The organism is Arthrobacter sp. PAMC 25486, from assembly GCF_000785535.1.
GTDB lineage: Bacteria > Actinomycetota > Actinomycetes > Actinomycetales > Micrococcaceae > Specibacter.
In genome coordinates this window covers 3489348-3506607 of sequence record NZ_CP007595.1, presented here as the reverse complement: position 1 = coordinate 3506607, position 17260 = coordinate 3489348, and the positions used below count along the sequence as shown (strand labels likewise).

16 protein-coding genes are annotated in these 17260 nt (G+C 61.3%); 3 read left to right on the top strand and 13 right to left on the bottom strand.

What is annotated here, in order from left to right; genetic code table 11:
• Nucleotides 1-5: 5 nt before the first annotated feature.
• The 10 genes from art_RS15980 to art_RS15935 form a co-directional block, all read right to left on the bottom strand.
• A complete protein-coding gene (locus art_RS15980; RefSeq protein WP_052136652.1) occupies nucleotides 6-1817 on the bottom strand; it encodes a type IV secretory system conjugative DNA transfer family protein in 1812 nt (603 codons plus the stop codon).
• Nucleotides 1814-3271: a hypothetical protein gene (locus art_RS15975; protein WP_038466396.1), complete on the bottom strand. Its 1458-nt coding sequence runs from the start codon at nucleotides 3269-3271 to the stop codon at nucleotides 1814-1816. Before art_RS15975 ends, art_RS15980 begins: the two co-directional genes overlap by 4 nt.
• Nucleotides 3268-4731, bottom strand: a complete 1464-nt coding sequence (locus art_RS15970; RefSeq protein ID WP_157875299.1) for an SCO6880 family protein — start codon at nucleotides 4729-4731, stop codon at nucleotides 3268-3270. The genes art_RS15975 and art_RS15970 overlap by 4 nt, the downstream gene beginning before the upstream one ends.
• Nucleotides 4724-6196 carry a type IV secretion system protein gene (locus art_RS15965; RefSeq protein ID WP_162182065.1) on the bottom strand — a complete coding sequence of 491 codons (1473 nt, stop codon included), beginning with the start codon at nucleotides 6194-6196 and terminating at the stop codon, nucleotides 4724-4726. Before art_RS15965 ends, art_RS15970 begins: the two co-directional genes overlap by 8 nt.
• Nucleotides 6197-6214: 18 nt before the next feature.
• On the bottom strand, nucleotides 6215-6508 hold the full coding sequence (locus tag art_RS15960) for a hypothetical protein (RefSeq protein WP_157875298.1): 294 nt from the start codon (nucleotides 6506-6508) through the stop codon (nucleotides 6215-6217).
• Nucleotides 6509-6833: 325 nt separating this feature from the next.
• Entirely contained in the window at nucleotides 6834-7997 is a 1164-nt protein-coding gene (locus art_RS15955) for an ABC transporter ATP-binding protein (RefSeq protein WP_038466386.1), read from the bottom strand.
• Nucleotides 7998-7999: 2 nt separating this feature from the next.
• Nucleotides 8000-8899, bottom strand: coding sequence for a carbohydrate ABC transporter permease (locus art_RS15950; protein ID WP_082000352.1), 900 nt, complete (start codon nucleotides 8897-8899; stop codon nucleotides 8000-8002).
• A gap of 3 nt (nucleotides 8900-8902) precedes the next feature.
• On the bottom strand, nucleotides 8903-9850 hold the full coding sequence (locus art_RS15945; RefSeq protein WP_082000351.1) for a carbohydrate ABC transporter permease: 948 nt from the start codon (nucleotides 9848-9850) through the stop codon (nucleotides 8903-8905).
• Between the two features lie 27 nt (nucleotides 9851-9877).
• Nucleotides 9878-11143, bottom strand: a complete 1266-nt coding sequence (locus art_RS15940) for an extracellular solute-binding protein (RefSeq protein WP_038466382.1) — start codon at nucleotides 11141-11143, stop codon at nucleotides 9878-9880.
• Nucleotides 11140-12492 carry an NAD(P)H-dependent oxidoreductase gene (locus tag art_RS15935; RefSeq protein ID WP_038466379.1) on the bottom strand — a complete coding sequence of 451 codons (1353 nt, stop codon included), beginning with the start codon at nucleotides 12490-12492 and terminating at the stop codon, nucleotides 11140-11142. Before art_RS15935 ends, art_RS15940 begins: the two co-directional genes overlap by 4 nt.
• On the opposite strand from art_RS15935, the gene art_RS22540 reads away from it, so the two are divergent.
• A complete protein-coding gene (locus art_RS22540; RefSeq protein WP_162182064.1) occupies nucleotides 12491-12715 on the top strand; it encodes a hypothetical protein in 225 nt (74 codons plus the stop codon). The genes art_RS15935 and art_RS22540 overlap by 2 nt on opposite strands.
• Before the next feature lie 55 nt (nucleotides 12716-12770).
• Entirely contained in the window at nucleotides 12771-13796 is a 1026-nt protein-coding gene (locus tag art_RS15930) for a LacI family DNA-binding transcriptional regulator (protein ID WP_038466377.1), read from the top strand.
• Nucleotides 13797-13857: 61 nt separating this feature from the next.
• Here the strand turns inward: art_RS15930 and art_RS15925 are convergent, their stop codons facing one another.
• Nucleotides 13858-14175, bottom strand: a complete 318-nt coding sequence (locus art_RS15925; RefSeq protein WP_038466374.1) for a putative quinol monooxygenase — start codon at nucleotides 14173-14175, stop codon at nucleotides 13858-13860.
• A 261-nt stretch (nucleotides 14176-14436) separates the two neighbouring features.
• On the opposite strand from art_RS15925, the gene art_RS15920 reads away from it, so the two are divergent.
• The gene (locus art_RS15920) at nucleotides 14437-15336 is read left to right on the top strand and encodes an NAD(P)-dependent oxidoreductase (RefSeq protein ID WP_038466372.1); all 900 of its coding nucleotides are present in this window, start codon (nucleotides 14437-14439) and stop codon (nucleotides 15334-15336) included.
• A 69-nt stretch (nucleotides 15337-15405) separates the two neighbouring features.
• On the opposite strand, the gene art_RS23025 is transcribed toward art_RS15920, so the two are convergent.
• Entirely contained in the window at nucleotides 15406-16539 is a 1134-nt protein-coding gene (locus art_RS23025) for a C40 family peptidase (RefSeq protein WP_052136649.1), read from the bottom strand.
• Entirely contained in the window at nucleotides 16539-17249 is a 711-nt protein-coding gene (locus art_RS15910; RefSeq protein WP_038466369.1) for a hypothetical protein, read from the bottom strand. The genes art_RS23025 and art_RS15910 overlap by 1 nt, the downstream gene beginning before the upstream one ends.
• Between the last annotated feature and the right edge of the window lie 11 nt (nucleotides 17250-17260).

Below are 17260 nucleotides of genomic sequence, written 5' to 3'. Positions count from 1 at the left end.
TCCTCTCAAATTTCCACATCGGTATTCAGTCCGGCTGCCTGCCGCAACCGGTGACCTGCTGCGAGCTCGCGCTCTGTTTCTTCCTTCGAGATGCCCAGCTGAGCGGCGTCCTTGCGCTTGTGCCATTCCGTCAGGTCCAGCAGGATTGGGCGGGTGCGCCGGCCCAGCATGATTGCCGTTCCCGCCGGAAGCCTTCGGATCTCGTGCAGCGGGATGACCGGCGATTCTCTGATCTGCTCGCCGTCCTGCCGCCCCTGGGATGACCAGGAACGGGTGTTGACTGTGGTACTCCGTTCGCCAATCAACCCGGCCAAGGCACGCAGGTCCCGTTCGTCGGACCCACCGCCGAAGATGACCTTGATGATTGCCGCATCCCAAATAGTCGCTGCCTCGTCAATGGACCACCCGGAACGCGCCTGGGACAGGGATTGGAGGACCACGATGGTGGAAATGCCAATCCCGCCGCCGTCAGAGAGCACCACCGGCAGTCCTGGCCATGGCGACAGATTCGCTATCTCGTCCAGAATCAGGGACAGCGGCGGATCCAGTCGGCCGCCTGGTGCGACAAAGGCCATCTCCCTGGCTGCATAGTCAATGTCATCTATCAGGGCCGAGAGGTACGGGCCCGCCGCGGCGGCCCCCGACTTTGTGCCGATCAGGTACAGCGTGCCTCGTTGCCGAATGAATTCCTTCGGGTCGAACTGTTCTGCCTCGCCATGTGGGTCAAGCGCCGCCAGGACCTTCGGTGACGACAAAGGCGCGACGGCGGCGCTGACACCGATCCACGAGTTGGATGTGTTGCGGGGATCATCATCGATGATCCCTAGGAGGTCAGCCTGCCAGCCAAGTGCTGCCTCCGGTTGCCCCAGATACTCAAGCGCTTCCTTGGCCAATATCGGACTTGAAGACCACCGCCGGAAAGCTCTCACGCCGTCACCGGACAGTGCCGCCGCATGCAACAGGCACTGGAGGACGATGACGGCGCGTTTTTGCCACGCGGCGTTCTCACCCTTGAATTCCGTATCGGCCGTGATGACGAGGGCCCGCCGGGTGGCAATGTCGGGGTCTTCGCAGCCTCGGACCGGCGACCATCTCAGCGTCGTTGGTAGTCCAGACATGCCCTGCGGGTCAAACACGGTTACGGGCCGGCCGCCAGAGGCTCGCGCCTTCATGGTCACCACCAAGTTGTCTGCCCTGGTAGAGGTCGTGACGACCGCCCCGGGCGCGTCCAGAATGGCGTTGATGATCACGTACAGTCCCTTGCCGGAGCGTGGCGCGCCCTGAATAACCATGGATTCTTCCGTGGACACATGGACCGTCACGCCACGGGACCGGCCAACGGTCCAGGAGACTTCCTCAATCCGTGGCCTTGCCAGTCCCGGGCGGGTGAACTTCCCTCTCTTCACGACGGCTCGCGCGCCAAAGTCACGCACTACCTCCGCCCGGCGCGCGACACCGTCACGACTGAGAATGTCTTTCCTTAGCCAAGACCCGGACTGCCGCCACACACGCCACAAGAAGTACCCGGTCACCACAAGAATCACCAGGACGGCGAGCGCGGGACCGACGATCAACCACACAGATCCGGTGCTGACGGCGCATTGGCCAGGTGGATCCACTATCCACTTCATTTGTCCTGCGAACAGCCCGATGCCGGCGGAGGGGCTGAATGTCCAGGACGCGGCAACGTGGCAGCTCCAGCCGACGACGGCGGCTGCGGCACTTTGCACGAAGAAGCAGAATCCCAGATAGGCGGCAGTAGCAATCAGGGCGGCGTTCAGGAGCGGGTTTCCGTCATCGAAACTGCGACGCATCATCGCATCCCCTCGTCAGTGCCGAAAACGGCCATCTCATCGGTGGTGATGCGGTTGGCGACAATGAACGAGCGGTTGCCGACCTTCCACAGCCCCATGCCCTTGGGCAGGTTCTCGACGTGCTCGCACTCGGCCTCGGTAAGACCCAGGGCCTCCTTGGTCAGCCGCATGGCGTCGTGCTTTTGCCGGTAGATGATCCGGGTGTCCGCCTCCGTCAGCAGGCCCAGCGCCTTTTGCCGCAGTCCGCTGCTGCCATCCCCAATCTCGTTGAGGTCGGCGACCTTGTGCATGATCAGCAGGTTGGCGATCCCATAAGTGCGCGCCAGCCGCCATTGCTCGCTCATCTTGGCGAGCATGTACGGGTCCGCGAGCATCCGCCAGCCCTCGTCGTAAACAACAATCCGCTTGGCTCCGTCGGGATTCGTCACGGCCGCTTCCAGCCATGTGGCTCCGCACGCGGCCGCCAGGGACAGCGCCTGTTCAGAGGCGCCGATCAGCGCGGAGGTGTCCATGACCATGATGGGCGCGTCCGCATCAAAGGCAACGGTCGAGGGTGCATCGAACATGCCTTCAAGGTCACCCGCCACTGTGCGTCGCAGCGAATGTCCGACGCCGGTCCCACCGTCACGTCCGACCAGTGCCACTGTTGCTGGGGTCGGGTTGAGCAGGTACTGCAGGACCATGGGAAGAGTCGGTGTGCTGTTGGCCGCCACCGCGTCAGTCAGCGCCATGTCCAGCGCGGTGTGTTCCACCGGGCTCATGGGCTGTCCTTGCCGCATCAATGAGACCAGGGCAACCAGCAGGTGGCGGCGTCGCTGCCGGACCACCGCCAGCCACTGTTCGTCCGAGAGCAGCAGGGACCGTGGCCCGGCATCAAGCGGGTTTACCCTCGCCGGTTTACCAGGCCCCACTGAAATGACTTTCCCGCCCAAGGCTTCGGCTACAGGAACCCACTCCCCCTTGGGATCGGAAGCCACGGCGGCCTTGCGGCCCAGCGTCACCGACCGGGCGACCAAGGACTTTCCACACATGGACTTCCCCGTACCAACCGTCCCGATCACCACGATGGAGGGCCCACTGATCACACCCTTCTCGTAAAGAATCCAAGGATCGTACGAGAACGCGCCGGAACCGAAAACATCCGTACCGATATAGGTACCTTCATGCCCCAGCCCCGACTCCGTCAAGAAGGGATAGGCCGCGGCAAACGTCATGGTTGAAGCTCTGTGTGGTGCAGGCCTCAGCCGGTGCGGCCCACGCAACGACGACGGTTCCCGTTTCCCCCAGTCACCCTGCGAGCGCAACGGGGCGCCATCTTCTATGGGGTGGGCGATCCGTTCCCACAGGGAAGGCTGAGGTGGGCTGGCCAGCGAACGTTCGTTCCGCCGTCGGGCATCCCTTTCAAAGCGGGACTCCCCTGCCGGAACAAAGCTGACATGCTGTGCGTGCTTGCTCATTTCAAACCCCTTCCCAGTGGCAGCGCCCCGGCGACGAACGCCGGCCACTGCTGTCCGGCCAACAACCGCAGCTCAACAAAGGCACCGGCGGCCGCCGATTCGAGTTCCTGCCGATGGCGGGCCAGGTCATCGAGAGTGTCCGCGGTGATGGTGACGTAGGCGGCGGGGCGGATGTCGCCGTGACCGGCAACGATCTCGTCCTCGCGCTGGGCGACTTCTTCCTCCTCGGCTCGTTGCTCGCGCGTGAGGGGCCGGTCAAAGCGGGCGTTGACGCGTCGGCGAGTCTCGTGGGCCTCGTGTGCCGAACGGATGTCTCGCAGGGCTTGCTCAGTGGGGATGGCTCGGATGACTTCCGTGACCGTGTGCCGGAAGTTGCCCACATAGACCACAGGGTGAAGGAATCCGGGGAAAACCTGCTGGCGAGGCCACTCGGCGATCCAAAACGTCTGGTGAAAACCGGAGTCCGTGCGCAAGTACGACCAGTGTTCCTCCACGGCCATGGGGCCTGCACTCAGTGGAGCAGTTTCGGTCCCCTGCTTCATTGCGGCGAGCCTGGTGACGGCATCCGGGTCAAAGGCGCCCCGCATGACGGCGGTGAGCTTGTTGCCAGGTAACCACTCATCCACGTCGACGCCATGTGTTTTGAGGCCCGTGGTTAGTGCTTCGACTTCAGAGGTGACCACATGCTCCATCCCCGCCATGGAACCTCCCGCGTCTCGGATGCGCCGGCGGGCCTTGGCCGTGTCAATGACCAGGCAAACGAGGAGCTCGTGGACCATGGCCGACCCTGCCTCGGCGATCAGGTCAAGATAGGATTTGTCGCCCCAACGTACGTCTTCGATGCGGGTCGGCGCCTTGGCCCGGTCATAGAATTCACGCAGCGCAGTGGACGGGTACGGGACGGTGTAGTCCTGGATCGCCAATCGTGCGACGGCGGGCCGCTGCGCCATGGCTGTTTGCACCCGGGACCATGCCTGAACTGCGTAGGCTTTGTCGTCATCGTCCAGCAGGGCAAAAGACGTTGTGGTGCAGCGCAGGACCGCCATCGCTTCATGGCCCTGACGGTCGACGACGAACGCGGCACCTTCCTTGGTCTGCCGCAGTTCAAGGCTGCCCAGCCCGCCGGGGAGGGCCAACTGGCCCGCCAGCCGAGGCTGTTCGGGTTTGGCCAGGAACTTGGTCTGGCCCAGCTGTTGGCGCCACAGGAAGACCGACGCGGCGTAGGCCCAGACGGGATAAGGAATCATTTGGTACTGAAGCACGCCGAAGAGGATGGCGCCCAGCCATACCGGCATCGTAACAATCAGTGCGGGCGGTCCACCCGTTGCTGAGGCAATGGTCCCTGCCAACACGCCAACGGCGACGAGCCCCAACTGGTACCACTGCAACCCCATAAATAATCCATGGCGTTCGTACCGGGCAAACTTCACCGACTGCAATGTGCGCGTATTCTCAGACATCTTTCTCCCTTTCCGGGATGATTCTTGGTGGCCTTGGGACGGGTCGCGGCGGCGCTTGTGGAGCTGGTCTAGCTACCGCGGGGGTTTGAGGTTTAGGAGCCGGTGCCGGTGTCGCAGGCTTTGGGGCTGGGGCAGGGGCTCGTTGTGTGCCCGTAGCAGCGCCATGCTGTTGCTGCGGTGCAGGTGTAGATCCGGTGCCGCCGGAAGTTCTCTGCGGCTCAGCGCCTCGCGTCTGCTGCCTACTTGGGGTCGTGGCACTGGGGTCCCGATGCGGCGTGTCGGCGCGTTTGACGTACGGCTGCCCATAAGTCTTGGTTTCCGACCCCGGGGGTTGGTTCCCTGCGCTGGGAACCGGCTGGCCGGCGACGTTCTTCACAATCTGCTGACCGCTCGACTTGCCACCAGTTTGAAGGTCCTTGATGGTGGGTTCGGCACTGGATTGGACGAGGGCCGGTTTGTTCGAGCCCAAGCTGGCCAATGAAAGCTTGCCACCCATCTGCCGGCTGACTTGCCGTGCCGCGAAACTGCCGCCGCGAGACAAGACGTGGCCGCCGCCGGCGACTTGGGCAGCTGCTGCGAGCTCGCCACCGGCAAAGCTCACCAGCCGCAACGCCATCAGCGGTGCAGCACAGGCCAGCAGCATGCCGACGGCGCCGGAAGCCAGTCCTGCGAATGATGTTGAGTCTGCAAAGAGCTTGACTGCAACAGCCAACACCGTTGCTGCCAGTGGCTTGGCGATCAACAACGCCACGACTGTTTCACACCAGCGGCGAGTCCACGATTTTGTGTGTTCCCACGGCATGAGCATGATGGCGACAGGTGCTGTCGCGGCGAGGACCAAGAGCGCGAAGGAGCGGAAGATCATCGAGCACATGAGGACGAACGCAAGAACCCAGACCAGCGCCACGGCGGCGACAGTGACGATCAACGGGCCTCCTGCACCAACTGATCCTGGGGTAACCATTGAAATAAGGTCCCATTCTCGCCCGCTACCAGCCGGTGCCCGAGTGAATCCGAAAAGACGCATGAACACGACATAGGGATCTGAGCCCAGGGTCTGAAGAACTGCGGTGGATGCCGAGTCCGTGAATTGAGTGAGCTTCTGCATGAGACCCACAGCGCCGATGACCACTGGCACGGCGATTCCGCCAGCGATGACGGCCCGTCCGATGCGGCGGGGTTGCTGGCTGATCATTCCGCCCAGGAGCTGCAGGATCATGGCCACCACGAGCGGCGTCATCATGACCACGATCCACCAGTTGGTCATGCCGCTCACGGCTGTCCAGTCAGACGGTCCAAGGTCGGAGACACCAAATGCCCCTGAGATGAACGACCACATCCATGACGCCATGCTCTCCAGAATGCCCGCGAACATGTTCGTGATGGTTTGGGTAGCGGCGTCCTGGGTTTGGGAGATGAGTCCGCACCCTGGTGGCCACCACCCATTGGCTTGGCATTCGATCATGGGCAGCATGGTGCGTGCCTAAAAGCCGAGATGAAACGCGGTCTGCGACCAGAGAATGTAGCCGTTGATGCCGCCGAGGATGGCGGCCACCGGTCCGGTCCAGAGCAAGATCATGCCTCCGCCGGAGGCCAGCCGGGATGACTGGCTCAACTTGCCGGCCAGCAGCATCGCTGCACCGAGAATGGCAACGATCGCGATGATGATGAAGGCACCGACAAGGATGCCGCCGCCAATCTCCTTCAGCGACTCAAGGAACGGGAAAGTTGTGTTGGGTGTGATGCCGGGATCCACCGGCGCTGCCAGGAACATCATGCACTCCTATCGTTACCTCCCATCGTCTGAAGGAAGGGTTCACGATGTTCATGGTGCGTGGAGAGCTAAACGACGTGTGTGACGGCGGGATTGTGCCAATTGAAGTGCCCCAATGCCGCTGCAGGCGCTCCAATCACAACTTCGCACGACGCGATGGCCTCGCCAGACTGGATTCTTTTCGCGCTTGGTGCAGGAAATGCGGCCCCGACAAAACAGGGCCGGATCAGCATGGCTCTTTCGAGTCCTTGCTGATCCGGCCCCGGACCACTTCCTCCGGCAAGATGCAGGGTTGCCTGCCACGCTTCGTGCGCTAGGAATCAGCCCTTCAGACCAACTCTTTGACCATGGCCAAATTGTGTCCTGTTTCCTTGTCGAAGTAGCTGGCAAAGTCCGGATTGAGCGACACCAGGCATGAATCACCCATCATCAGGCGGGTTTGGTGGTCCTGCCGCACCCAGATCAGCTCATCCTGGTTCAGGTCCCAGGCGTCCAGGTCCAAATCGGGGTCCGGCAATACGCCAATCAAGGTGTCCGCACCCAGATCCTCGATCCTGCGCACTTTGCCGGGCAGCCCCGGTCCGACGCCGTCGGATGAGATCGTCATATGCTCCGGTCGCAGGCCAAACGTTACCTTGCCGTCTGCCAGCCACGCGGGGGCTGCAAACTGGACCTTGCCAACGCGCAGCATACCGTCAGTCACAGTTGCCTTCATCAGGTTCATCGGCGGGCTTCCAATGAAGCGGGCCACATAAGTGTTGGCCGGATGCTCGAAGATTTCCTGCGGTGTTGCGTGCTGCTGGACAACACCATTGTGCAAAATGGCAACCTGGGTTGCCATGGTCATGGCCTCCACCTGGTCGTGGGTGACATAGACAAATGTTTTGCCCGTGAGTTCATGCAGCCTGACGATTTCAGTGCGCAGTTCCGTCCGCAACTTGGCGTCCAGATTGGACAGCGGCTCATCCAGCAGGAACATGGAGGGGTCCCGCACGAGGGCCCTGGCGAGGGCAACGCGTTGGCGCTGCCCTCCGGAGAGCCCGCCAGGCTTGCGTTTGGCGTAGTCGTCAAGCCCTAGCATGGTCGCGACGCTGTCCACTTTCTCCACGACGTCTCTCGATTTGGCAAAGATGCGCCGGGCCAGCATGTTGATGCCGGGAATGTGGTGCCATGCCTTGAACTTGTCCAACACAAGCGGGAACCCGATGTTTTCCTTCACGTTCAGGTGCGGGTACAGCGCATATGACTGGAAGACAAAGGCGATGTCCCGTTCCCGGGGGCTCTGCCGGTTCACGCGCAGGTTGTCGAAGACGACGTCGCCAGAGGTGGCCTCCGTCAGCCCGGCAATGATGCGCAGCAGTGTTGACTTCCCTGAACCAGAAGCACCGAGCAGGACCAGGAACTCGCCGGCGTCAATGTCGGCATTGAAGTCATTGATGACCTCGGTGTCGCCGAATTTCTTGCTGATATTCCGTAGTGAAAGCGTTGTCATGATCAACCCTTAACTGAACCGGCCGTGAGGCCTGAGACGATGTGGCGCTGGACGAGGAGGAAGAACACCAAGGCCGGCAGGGTGAAGAGCAGTGCCGCGGCCATCACCGAATTCAGTGACGTCAGATACTGGCCGATGAAAGACGAAAGCCCCACGGATGCCGGCCAGAGGTCCCGTTCGGCAATGAAGGTCTTGGCAAAGAGGAATTCATTCCAGCCGTCGAAGAAGTTGATCACGGCCGCAGCAGCAATGCTGGGCAGGATCAGCGGGGTCAGCACCATGGAGAGCACGGTGAACTTCGGGCAGCCATCCACTGCGGCCGCTTCCTCAATCTCGTAGGGAATGGAGTCGATGGCCCCCTTGATGATCCACACGCTGACGGGCATGGTGAAGGCCACGTTGGCGAGCACCAGCCCGCCCATGCCGTTCAGGAGGCCCATGGAGGCAAACAACGAGTAGATCGGCACAACAAGCAGGGCTTCGGGCAGCATTTGCGTGGCAAAGAGCAGGAATCCGGCCACGCCCTTGCCATGGAACTTGAACCGCGACAGTGCATAGCCTGCAAGCACCGCAAAAATGAGGGACAGCACGGTGGTTCCGGTGGCAATGACCAGCGAGTTGGCCAGCCATTTCATGATCGGCACACCGCCCAGAAGTTCCCCAAAGTTGACCAGTCGCTCCCAGTGCGGCCACCAACTCTGAGCTTGGCCATACAGTTCGGAGTCCGTGCTCAGTGCAGTGTTCAGCATCCAGAAGAGTGGGAAGCCTGAGAATACGACAAGGGCGACGAGCAGTGCAATCCGCAGGGGCTTGCTGATGCTGCGCTTGCCGGGTGCCTTCAACCGTCGGCTGTGAGGGGCATTTTCCAACTCGCCGGCAGGCAAGATTTCCTTGATGCTCATTGCTTAGGCCTCCTTTGCGGCACTGCGCCGCTCCAACATGAAGTACAGAACAGTGATCAGCAGGGACAGGACCAAGCCGAGCGTTCCGATGGCCGCGGCGCGGCCCAATTCCTGGTTGCTGAAGGCCTGGCGGTACACGTTGACCACTAGCGTGTTAGTGCTGTCCACCGGCCCACCACCGGTCAGCAGGTAGATGATCTCAAAGCGGCGGATAGACCAAATGGTCATCAGCAGTGCAACAACACGGACCGTCGGAGCGATATGCGGCCACGTGACAGCCTTGAAGGCATCGAAGGCGCTGGCCCCATCAACCCGGGTCGCCTCATACAGTTCGCCCGGAACTGACTGCAGGGATGCCAGGACCACCAGCATCACCAGCGGCATGACCTTCCACACGGAGGCAAGCACGACGGCGGCCATTCCGTATTTAGGGTCAACGAGCCACCCCTGCTGACCAATCCCAAAGACTCCGACGACCTGGTTGAGCACGCCGTCCGAGCGGTTGAAGATCCAGCTGAAGATCAGGGCCGTGGCCACTGTCGGTACAGCCCAAGGGAAGGTGATGATGGCCCGGGCGATGGTCCGGCCCTTGAATGCGCGGTTGAGCAGAAGAGCCGCCCCGACACCAATCAGCACTGCAAAGATGACGGTGGCCGCCGTGTACACAATCGTTGCCCACAGTGAGTTGTAAAAGTGGGAGCTGCTGAGCAGGCGGGTGTAGTTGTCGAGCCCCACTGCCGTGCCGCCGTCGGGCTTGACCAGCGGTGTCTTGGTGAAGCTGAGCTGGATGCCCTGGACGACGGGGATGACCATGAAGACCAGGAGATAGGCCACAGCTGGTCCGATGTAGATGAACGGCGCGATCTTCCGCCATTTGTAGTGTTTGGACGGTGCGTCCTGGAGTTGGCTCTCCCGCGCCCGTGGCGGGGAGACTGCAGTTCTGAGCGTCATTGCCCTGATCCTTTACCTTTGCTTGGCTCAGCCCAACAGCTGAGTTACTTGTGTCTGGGCCGTCGAGAGAGCCTTCGCGGCGCTGCCGCCATCGACGAGATACCGTTCCACCTGTGTCATGACTTCACGCATGATGGATTTGGTCTGAGCCTCGTAGCCCCTGATGAGAGGGCTGCGTGACTCGGAAGCCAAATCAATGAACGACTTGGCCCACGGGTTGGCTTGGTCGTACTCCGCGGAAAATGGCACGTCGGTGGCCAAGGTCGAGGGCCCCATGGCGTCCCGCAGGGCCTGCTGGCCTGTGTCAGAACCAATCCACCCAACAAAGTCCACGGCCAGGTTCTTGTTCTTTCCGTAGCCATTGACGGCCAGGATGATCTCCTGGTGCGCGGAGGGCTTGGGCAGGGGAATCCGGTCTGCGAACCCGATGTCTTCGGATTTCATGACATCGGAAGCCCTCAAAATGCCGGCAACCGTGGAAGAGACGTCGATCATCATGCCCAGGCGCCCCTCACGAAACTTGGTGCGCATGGTCGACGCGTCGTCTCCGATCGGCATGGCGCCGGAACGGTAGACATCCCCAAAAGCCTCAACGCCGGCAATGTTTTCTGCCGAGTCAATGGTGGGCTGGGAACCGTCCGACCAGGCGCCTCCGAATCCGTAGGTCCATACGTCAAAGTCCATGAACCACGAATCGAACTCGGTCATCTGATGCCTGACTCCAAAACCGTCCAGTCCCGTTGCCTGGCGAATCTGCTCGGATGCCGTGATCAGCTCGGTGACGTTTTCGGGAGGGGTGACGCCGGCAGTTTTGAGGATGTTCTTGTTCCAGAAAAAGTTCCAGTTCAACCGTTCCCAGGTGATGCCGTACTGGGCCCCATTCACGACGCCGGACTCAACGGTGTGGTTGAAGGGATTCCCCGTGTGCCCGCTCACCACGCTCGTGAGCGGTGCCAGGATGCCAGCATCGGCCAGCGGGTAGAAGTTCACATCTTGGACCACGAACAGGTCTGGCCCTTGCTTGCCGCCAATCTCGGTGTTGAGTTTGTCGGCGTAGGAGAGAAACGGCGTCGTGCTCTGTGCAAGGACCCCGGAGGGGTTTGCCTTTTGGTAGGCCTGGGCGGCTTTCCACATCGCTTCGCCGCGGCCGGGCTCGAGCCACTGCCAGCTCCCGAACTTTAGGTTTCCTCCGGCAGAGGCAGGACGGTTGGGGTCAATTTTCGGGCCGCTGCTGCACCCTGCCAGCGCCAGGCTGGAGGCGGCGGCACCCAACAATGCGCGTCTGCTAATCATGACGCCGGTACCGTGTCGAGGGCGAGCGCCTCCGTCTCGCGGCGGAGCTGGATGGCCTCGTTCAAGGATTCGTCGATGACTACGTCCTCCCACCGCACGATGCCGCCCTCGGGGATGTCGTTGAGCAGCTTGACGTGGTGGGCCATGGCCACGGGCAGGGCGCCGTCGCGGACAGACTTCTCGGCCGAGATGAGCTTGCCCCAAACGGTGAAGCCGCCCTCGCCGTCGAGAATTTCTCCAGCCTTCAAGCTCTTCTTGGCGCAGGCAACAACGTCGGCGTAGAAGCCTTCAGGGGCGCCGGTGGCCACGCCACGCAGCACTGCATTGGTAATGGATACGTTAAGTTCCAGTCCGACGTAGTGGTACGGACGATAGAGGGCCGCGTACTGGCCTGAGGGGTCCGGGTGCCAGGGGTATTCCTGGAAGCAGCCGGAGACGTAGTCGTTAGTTGCCTTGACGACAACGAAGACGCCCTCCTGGGTGTTGTGGGGGATCCAGTCGCCGTCGCGGGTCACGCTAGACATGACGTCCACGCTGCCTGCGTTGCTCAGCACTCCACCGTCCTCGGCCGGGCGGCAGATGGTGGCGATCTGCTCGACGTCACCGGGGGTGAACGTCAGGCCCTCGTCGGACGGGCGCAGACCGGCAGCATTGGCAACTGCCGCCATTTCAATGGCCGCCTTGGTGCCGTCACGGAATGAGGTGTGCATGTAGGGATTGAGCTGGCCGGATTCTGTGAGTTCCTTGGAGAACTCCCAGTTTTCCCATACGTTGTCCGGGTTCATCTGGTGGTAATGGGAGAGGTACTTGGCTCCCTTGCCGGCGCAAACAACATCAAACCCTGAGGTGCGTGCCCAGTCGACCAATTCCCAGATCAGGGCTGGCTGGTCGCCGTAGGCCAGCGAGTAGACGACGCCGGCCGCCTCGGCGCGCTTGGCCAGGGCGGGGCCGGCCAGGGCGTCGGCCTCGACGGTCACCATGATGATGTGCTTTTTGCTTTCGATGGCCCGCAATGCGTGGTTGATGCCGATGATCGGGTTTCCGGTGGCTTCCACGATCACGTCAAGATCTGCCTCGAAGAGCTCCGCGGCATCCCCCAAAATGGTGGTGGACCGTGTTGCCAAGGCTCCAGCGATGTCTTCGGCGAATGCCGATTCCGGCCAGTCAACAAGCTTCAGGGCGCCTTTGGCCCGTTCGGTGTTGATGTCTGCGATGGCAACAACATGGATACCCGGAATGTTGCGGGCCTGGGCCAGGTACATGGTGCCGTAACGGCCGGCACCGATCAGTCCTACGCGGATGGGGTTGTCTTGTGCTTCGCGTTCGGTGAGGAGCTTGTGCAGATTCATGGCTGCCTTTCAAAGGATGTGGGTGACCAGCAGTGCAAGGGTCCGTCCAAGTGTGGAGGAACTGCAGGGCTGGAGAGAAAACGTTACGTTCCGTGTAGGCGGCTGGGGTGTGCCGCTTGGTTTCCGGGTGCTGCACCTGTTGATGCCAAACCGAAGTAAACTAAATGGAACCGGTTACACTGTTATTTCACAGTTGATGGGCAAGGTCAATACCCTAGGGTGAAAACATACTCATGGGCGTGTTGGGGTAATCGCAGGAATTCGTATGAGGAGAGTACATGCAGAAGCAGCCAACCATTCGAGATGTGGCGAGTGCGGCGGGAGTGTCCGTCGCCGTCGTATCGCGGGTGCTAAACCCCGGCTCGGGGCCCGTGGCTCCGGCCACCCGCGACAGGGTTTCCGGCATCATGGAGAAGCTTGGCTACCACCCACGCGCAGCGGCCAGGGAACTGAAATATGGGCCACCAACAACACTGGGGCTCCTCCTCGCCGATGTCTCCAACCCGTTTTTCGCGCGCCTTGCCGACCGGGTGGTGCAGGAAGCGCACGCCCGCGGCATCCAGGTCCTGCTCATGACAACACAGGAGGATGACAGGCTGGAGGCGGAGCGGCTGGCAACCCTGATCGAACGCCGGGTCAGCGGCATCATTGCCACTCCGTCTGGTGGAAACCTGGAAATGTGGGCCAAACTGCGCGAGATGGGCACCGGCGTCGTGTTTGTTGACAGGTCCATTCCCGAGCTGCCCAATGTCGATGTCGTGAGCATTGACAACTTCACATCGGCCCACGCCGCCACGGCAAATCTCGTAGCCCACGGCCACAGCAGGGTGGCCATCATCTCCGGTCCGGCCACGACCACCACTGGTCGTGACAGGATTGCCGGGTATCGCCAGGCGTTGAAGGAATCGGGCATAACCGTTGACGAACAACTGATCAGAACGGCCTCATTCAGGGGCACTGGCGGCGGTGACGCAGCAACGGCACTGCTGAACCTGGAACGACCACCCACCGCTCTGGTGGTGGCGAACACTGCGCAGGTGACAAATGTCCTGCAGCGGATCATTCACTCAGGAATCTCGGTGCCTTCGGATCTGTCACTGATCGTGTTTGAGGATTCTCCATGGACGGAATTAATGGAGTCCCCGTTGACGATTATCCAGCAGCCCATCGACAGGCTTTCCAGCCATTCAGTTCAGCTGGCACTGGCCAACGCAACTGGAAAATCGTCTTCGACGCCAACGCTGGTCAAGGTACAGGCAGAACTCGTTGAACGCTCCAGCGTGACGCACCCCAAACAATACTGAGGATCCATTTTTCGCGGGACCATCAGACTTGACGGTGGCCCCGCGGCCATGGACTGAATCCCTAGAGCCGCCCTTGGGCAGACGTGCCGGCAGCGATCGCCGTCATGCGCTCCACACGAACCGGGACGGCAATCAGACCTTCGATGGAAGCATCAAGACTGGCCACAGCCTCCCCTCCCGCATGCTGGTCGAGCAGCTCGACAGACGCCCATTTTTCAATCATCACGATCCGCCCGTCAGGGGCATCGTGAATGGCGTACAAGAGGCAGCCCTCTTCCGCATGCACGGCCGGGATGGCGGCCACTAGCGCGTCCTTGAGGTCCAGAAGACGGCCGGGCGCTGGCGTGAATTCTGCTGTCACCACAATTGTTGATGCCATGTTATTTCCTTTTCTGTTGAACCCGGCCTCTGCGCCGGGTTGCTGAAACCGCACACAGCCCTGGTCCGCTGGTCTGCCGGGAACGCAGATCTTTAAGACGCAAACCATTCGGCGGAGGGGTGTCATTTACACCACACAAGGACTGTGATAGAAAAGTGTAACCGATTAACTTTAGTTAACTAATTGGCTGGAGCATGTGCCTTGCACTGCCTTGCAGCCCTCCATATTCCGAGTCTCGCCTCGGGCGACAGGAAACAACCAATGACACTGCCGACATCAGATTCGATTACCGTCCTTGGGCTGGGCCCCATGGGCATGCCCATGGCAAAGCGGCTGCTGATCCAACATCCGGGCATTGTTGTGTGGAACCGGACGCCCAGCAAGGCCATGGAACTACAATCGCTGGGGGCGACGCCTGCTACCTCCCCCAGCGAAGCCGCCCGCGAAATTGTTCTGACGGTCCTTCCCGACCTTCGCCACGTCGAAGACCTGGTTTCCGGTCCTGAAGGACTACTTGCCGGGTGGAAAGCTCGAGGCGTCGCCAATCCGGTCTTGGTGGTCCATGGAACCGTCTCACCAACCGCCGTGGGGATATTTGCTGAGCGAATGCTCCGCGAGCACGGAGTGCGGGTGCTTGATGCTCCAGTCAGCGGAGGAATCGCTGGCGCCGAAAATGGTTCTCTCAGCATCATGGTGGGCGGTGAAGAATCAACGGCTCTGTCACTGTGGCCGATCTTTGAACTGATGGGAACCACCGTCCGATATATGGGCCCAAGCGGTTCCGGTGCATTAGCCAAAGCCTGCAACCAAATCGTCGTTGCCGCCACTATCACCGCCGTATCGGAAGCAATGCTGCTCGCGCGCGCCAGCGGACTGGACCTAGCCGTCATGCAAGAACTGCTCCGCGGCGGGCTGGCCGATTCACAAGTTCTCCGGCAAAAGGGCCATCGATGGATTAGCGAAGACTTCTCTGGAGGCGGAAGTGCCAGCAACCAGCTCAAAGACCTTCGTTTCATCATCGACGCAGCCAATTATCAGGGGTTGAATCTTCCAGTCACAAATGCGACTGCCTCGTTGTTCAACGACATGGTCAAAGAAGGAAACGGCCAGCTTGACCACACCGGTATCTATCAATCACTCTCCCGCAACGTCACCCAATGATCCGCAGTCTGCCCAGGCCTAGGACGTGTCGCTAACCCGCCAGCGGAGTGCACCGATTGCAGCATACTGCTATGTTGGCACTCCGGTCAGGACGAAGTACTTCGCCCCAGGATTCCACACGACCGGGTGCAGCAGTGTTCCCGCTGTCGGGTTCAGCGCGCTGTACATCATGCCGTTTCCTGCGTAGATCCCGACGTGCCCCCAGTGGTTGGGGCCGTCGGGGTTTTGCACGACGAGGTCGCCAGGTTGCGGCGTGGACGTCGGCTTGCCTGCCAGCCATTGCTCGGTCCGTGGCAGCTGAATCCCGATCTGTGCGTAGATCCACTGGACGTAGCCTGAGCAGTCCCACGCTTTGAAGGCTGTCCCGCCCCAAACGTAGGTGCCGCCAACGCCTTCCTGCGCGTAGTGAATGATGTCGCGCCTCAGCTGGCTTAGATTGGCAGGCAAGTCTGGTGTATCTGTGGCACCAGTGTCGCCGGAACATGCCGCCACGGCGGCACCCGATTTGAGCGCTGCCACGATCGACGAAGCTTTACCCTCCCACTGGGCGTATAACTCCGGGAAAGCCGATACCTGGACAGCCTGCGCTGCCTCACCCTTAGGCATCGATTTCCACCCGGGAATATCCAGCAGTCCGCGGGGCGAACCGTGATTTGGTCCACTTGTGCCACCAAAGAACGCCTGAGCGTCATAAACGGGGCTCATCAGATCCGCCACACTCCCCCAGCCAGCAGACGGTCGCTGTTGGGCGGAGCCTACGGAATCGTGGTCCGAGCCGACTCCGTCGTGGGCAAACGTCATCGATGCGAGCACGGAACTGTTGGCCAGAACCCGGAGCCCCGATTCCTGCAGCCCCACCATAATGGCAATCTGCAGCCCGATATCCGAAATGGACAGCTGTTTGCCCACCCCAATGAAGGCCCGGGCAACTTTGACCTGCGCGGCAGTCAGCACAATCGGGGTTCCAATGGCAGAAGGAATCGACAATCCGGAGCCCGCTGTCGGCTCGTCCCCAGTGTTCGCAACGGTCGAAGCATTGCTGAGGCACGCCGTCGTACTCTCCTGGTTGGCCGAGGCCACCAGCGCCAATCCCCCACACATGGCCATGATCAGCACGGGAACCATGACGCCAACCACGGTAGTAACGATCCGCAGCAAGACACGGCGCTTGGCCACGGCAAGCAGCACTGCCGGGACAGGCATCAGTACACGATTCGATCGGGCGAGGCATAGAACCCCACCATCACACACCGGTCAGCCGGCGCATTGGCGGCTGGCGGGCAATTGACCATGACGCTCACCGGCGCACTGTAGGAATTGGCGCCGGCAGCTTGGTGCTCCGTCACCTTCACCGTGAACGTGCAGATGTGCAGCCCCACCCACGGGGCAGGTTGAGCCTTCACCTGCGCCAGCTGGTCATCGCAAGCCGAACTGGCGACGGCCGCCGTACGGTAAGCGTGCATGCCCGACAGGGAGGCGAACGACGCCGCCGTCACCCCGGTGGCCTGAAATTCCTGGGCAAGAACAGTCAACGGGTTGGACCCGTCAGGCAACACATCCCACCATGACCGCACCCGCTCATAGACCATCGAGAACGTGGAGTTCCTGGCGTCCCATGTGTAAATCATCTCCGCAGCGGCCTTGGCCAGTGTTTTGTAATTCGCCGTGTTGGGCTCATCGGGCGCCAGGACCGGTTCTGACTCCCGCTTCGGATGAACGACGGCGGGACCCAGGGTTGCGGGCGCCGTCGCCACAGTTGTGACTGGCGGCGGTGCCGCCGACGAGTCGGGCGCCGCCGGCTTGGTTGCGAAGACGAGTGCGGTAGCAGCGATCAACGCAGCCATTACGGCGACGACTACGACCAACTTGCGGCGTCGGGCCAACCGTCGGACTGTTCTGGCAATTTGGGACATGGGACACCCCT

Coding starts and splice junctions, on each gene's coding strand:
- art_RS15980 (WP_052136652.1), bottom strand. CDS start 1,817: ATGATGCGTCGCAGTTTCGATGACGGAAACCCGCTCCTGAACGCCGCC.
- art_RS15975 (WP_038466396.1), bottom strand. CDS start 3,271: ATGAGCAAGCACGCACAGCATGTCAGCTTTGTTCCGGCAGGGGAGTCC.
- art_RS15970 (WP_157875299.1), bottom strand. CDS start 4,731: ATGTCTGAGAATACGCGCACATTGCAGTCGGTGAAGTTTGCCCGGTAC.
- art_RS15965 (WP_162182065.1), bottom strand. CDS start 6,196: ATGATCGAATGCCAAGCCAATGGGTGGTGGCCACCAGGGTGCGGACTC.
- art_RS15960 (WP_157875298.1), bottom strand. CDS start 6,508: ATGATGTTCCTGGCAGCGCCGGTGGATCCCGGCATCACACCCAACACA.
- art_RS15955 (WP_038466386.1), bottom strand. CDS start 7,997: ATGACAACGCTTTCACTACGGAATATCAGCAAGAAATTCGGCGACACC.
- art_RS15950 (WP_082000352.1), bottom strand. CDS start 8,899: ATGAGCATCAAGGAAATCTTGCCTGCCGGCGAGTTGGAAAATGCCCCT.
- art_RS15945 (WP_082000351.1), bottom strand. CDS start 9,850: ATGACGCTCAGAACTGCAGTCTCCCCGCCACGGGCGCGGGAGAGCCAA.
- art_RS15940 (WP_038466382.1), bottom strand. CDS start 11,143: ATGATTAGCAGACGCGCATTGTTGGGTGCCGCCGCCTCCAGCCTGGCG.
- art_RS22540 (WP_162182064.1), top strand. CDS start 12,491: ATGGCTGCCTTTCAAAGGATGTGGGTGACCAGCAGTGCAAGGGTCCGT.
- art_RS15935 (WP_038466379.1), bottom strand. CDS start 12,492: ATGAATCTGCACAAGCTCCTCACCGAACGCGAAGCACAAGACAACCCC.
- art_RS15930 (WP_038466377.1), top strand. CDS start 12,771: ATGCAGAAGCAGCCAACCATTCGAGATGTGGCGAGTGCGGCGGGAGTG.
- art_RS15925 (WP_038466374.1), bottom strand. CDS start 14,175: ATGGCATCAACAATTGTGGTGACAGCAGAATTCACGCCAGCGCCCGGC.
- art_RS15920 (WP_038466372.1), top strand. CDS start 14,437: ATGACACTGCCGACATCAGATTCGATTACCGTCCTTGGGCTGGGCCCC.
- art_RS23025 (WP_052136649.1), bottom strand. CDS start 16,539: ATGCCTGTCCCGGCAGTGCTGCTTGCCGTGGCCAAGCGCCGTGTCTTG.
- art_RS15910 (WP_038466369.1), bottom strand. CDS start 17,249: ATGTCCCAAATTGCCAGAACAGTCCGACGGTTGGCCCGACGCCGCAAG.